Source organism: Saccharomonospora iraqiensis subsp. iraqiensis, from assembly GCF_000430445.1.
GTDB classification, from domain to species: Bacteria; Actinomycetota; Actinomycetes; order Mycobacteriales; family Pseudonocardiaceae; genus Saccharomonospora; species Saccharomonospora iraqiensis.
Genome location: NZ_KE387110.1, coordinates 73,003 through 74,187, shown reverse-complemented (window position 1 = coordinate 74,187; position 1,185 = coordinate 73,003). Strand labels below are relative to the sequence as shown.

1 protein-coding gene is annotated in these 1,185 nt (G+C 73.2%); it reads left to right on the top strand.

The annotated features are described in order from the left end of the window. Positions 1-130: 130 nt before the first annotated feature. The coding region (locus ACTIR_RS23805; RefSeq protein ID WP_154663790.1) for a serine/threonine-protein kinase at positions 131-1,185 on the top strand (1,055 nt) is incomplete at its 3' end.

Sequence of the window (1,185 nt, the reverse complement as noted above, 5' to 3'; positions counted from 1 at the left end):
CGGCTCGCCGGGCTGGGGCCCCGGCCACTGCCCGAGGTGCTGCCCCACTACGCCCGCTGGTGGCGGGCGGGACAATGGTGAACGACTCCGGGCGGGACGCGGACGGAAACGGCGGTGACGGGGGAACGTGGTGAACGGTCGCAAGGTGATCCACGGGCGCTACGAGTTGGAACCGCTCGCCCGCGGCGGGATGGGTGAGGTCTGGGTCGGTCACGACACCCGGCTCGACCGGGAGGTCGCCGTCAAGTTCGTGCGGTTCTCCGACGGGCTGCCGGAGGACGAGATCATGCGCCGGTTCGACCGGGAGGCCCGCATCACCGCCCGCCTCCGGCACCCCGGCGTGCCCGCCGTGTTCGACGTCGGCACCGAGGACCCCGCCGACGGGTCCGGCCACGGCAGGCCGTACCTGGTGATGGAGCGGGTGCGCGGGCTCAGCGTGGCCGACCTGGTGGACCAGCAGGAACGTCTGCCCGTCGGGTGGGCCGCCGCCGTCGCCGCGCAGACGTGTGCGGTGCTGGCCGTGGCGCACGAGGAGTCGCTGGTCCACCGGGACCTCAAGCCGAGCAACCTGATGGTCGAGCCGAGCGGCACCGTGAAGGTGCTGGACTTCGGGCTCGCCGTGGCGATGGCCGTGGCCGACGTCTCGCGGATCACGCGGTCGGGGCAGAGCATCGGCACACCCGCCTACATGGCACCCGAACAGGTGATGGCGGCGATCAGTGAGCCCCGCACCGATCTGTACGCGCTGGGCTGCACGATGTACGAGATGCTCACCGGCCGCCCGGTGTTCCACGGGGCGACCTCGTACACCGTGATGAACAAGCAGGTCGACGAGCGGCCGCCGCCGGTGACCGACGAACGGCCGGACGTGCCCGCCGAGGTCCGGGCCGTGCTGGAGCACCTGCTGGAGAAGGAGCCGGAGAACCGGCCCGGCTCGGCACGGGAGGTCTACGACCGGCTGCTGCCGTTCGCCACCGACCTCGCGTACCTGCCCGGGGTGGTGAACCCGCCGACCGTGCCCAGTCCGGTGCGGATGTACGCCCACGTGCTCACCCGCGCCTTCCAGGCACCCCACCCCGGCACGCCACCCACCGACGACGACGCCGGACGGCCGGGCAGCGGTTCGCGCCCGGACGCCGGCGGGGACACCGGGAGTGCCGACGGCACCGAAGCCGCCGGGGGCAC